This window comes from Siccirubricoccus soli (assembly GCF_024178315.1).
Classification (GTDB): Bacteria; Pseudomonadota; Alphaproteobacteria; order Acetobacterales; family Acetobacteraceae; genus Siccirubricoccus; species Siccirubricoccus soli.
In genome coordinates this window covers 1-1,152 of the sequence record NZ_JAMZIK010000224.1, presented here as the reverse complement: position 1 = coordinate 1,152, position 1,152 = coordinate 1, and the positions used below count along the sequence as shown (strand labels likewise).

General features: G+C 76.0%; 1 protein-coding gene. It reads left to right on the top strand.

The genetic code is table 11. From position 1 onward, the window contains the following. Window positions 1-1,032, top strand: a 1,032-nt coding sequence (locus NJ376_RS26840) for a DNA polymerase Y subunit UmuC family protein (protein WP_252956430.1), incomplete at its 5' end; no start/stop codon positions are given. Window positions 1,033-1,152: the final 120 nt, after the last annotated feature.

The window sequence follows — 1,152 nt, the reverse complement described above, 5'->3', positions numbered from 1 at the left end:
CCGCCCGTGCCGCCGGGCGGGGAGGCGGCGGCCATCGCCCCCCTCCCCCTCGCCGCGCTGCGCCTGCCGCGGGAGGCGATCGCCACCTTCCACCGGCTGGGCCTCAGGCATCTGGGCGCGGTGCTGCGCCAGCCCCGCGCGCCGCTGGCCCGCCGCTTCGGCCCGGCGGTGATGGCGCTGCTGGATGCCGCGACCGGCGCCCGGCCGCGCCCCTTGCAGCCCTTGCAGCCACCGCCGGATTGCACGGTGGCGGAGGAATTCCTCGAACCCCTGGTGACGCGGGAAGCGATCGACGCGGCGCTGGCGCGGCTGCTGCCTTCGCTCTGCGCCCGGCTGGAAGCGGCGGGGCTGGGCGCGCGCCGCCTGGTGCTGCGCGCCTTCCGGGTGGATGGCGCGGTGCAGGCCATCCCGGTCGGCACCGGCCTGCCCGGCCGTGCGCCATGGCATTTCGCCCGGCTGTTCCAGGAAAGGCTGGGGCGGCTGGAGCCCGGCTTCGGCTTCGACCGGTTGGCGCTGGAAGCACATCTCGCCGCGCCGCTGGCCGCGGCGCAGGGGGGGCTGCCAAGCAGGGAAGGAGCAGCGCCGGACCAGCGGGCGGCAGCCCTGGCGGAGCTGCTGGACCGCCTTGCCCAGCGCCTGCCGGTCTGGCGCCTGGCGCCTGGCGCCAGCCATTGGCCGGAGCGGGAAGTGCGGCGCATCGGCCCCTTCGAGGCGCTGCAGATCCCGCCCGGCTGGCCGAGTCCCGGCCGGCCGCTCCGCCTGCTGCGCCGCCCGGTGGAGCTTTCCGCCATGGCGGTGATGCCGGATGCCCCGCCCTCCCTGCTGCGCGCGGGGAAGCTGAGCTGGCGGGTGCTGCGGGCCGAGGGGCCGGAGCGCATCACGCCGGAATGGTGGCGGGACCGGCCGGATCGGCTGTTCCGCGACTATTACCGGGTGGAGCTGACGGGGGGTGCCCGACTCTGGGTTTGCCGCGCCGGGCCGGCAGTGCCGGGGGAGGCGATACGGTGGTGGCTGCATGGGCGCTTTGCTTAGCGGCGGTGTTGAGGGAGGGCTCTGCCCTCCTCGTTGGGCGCAGTGCGCCCCACCCCTCCCGCCAAAGGCCGCCGGGCCTTTGGAAACCATGAGTTTGAGTCCGAGCGGTTCGACCCACGG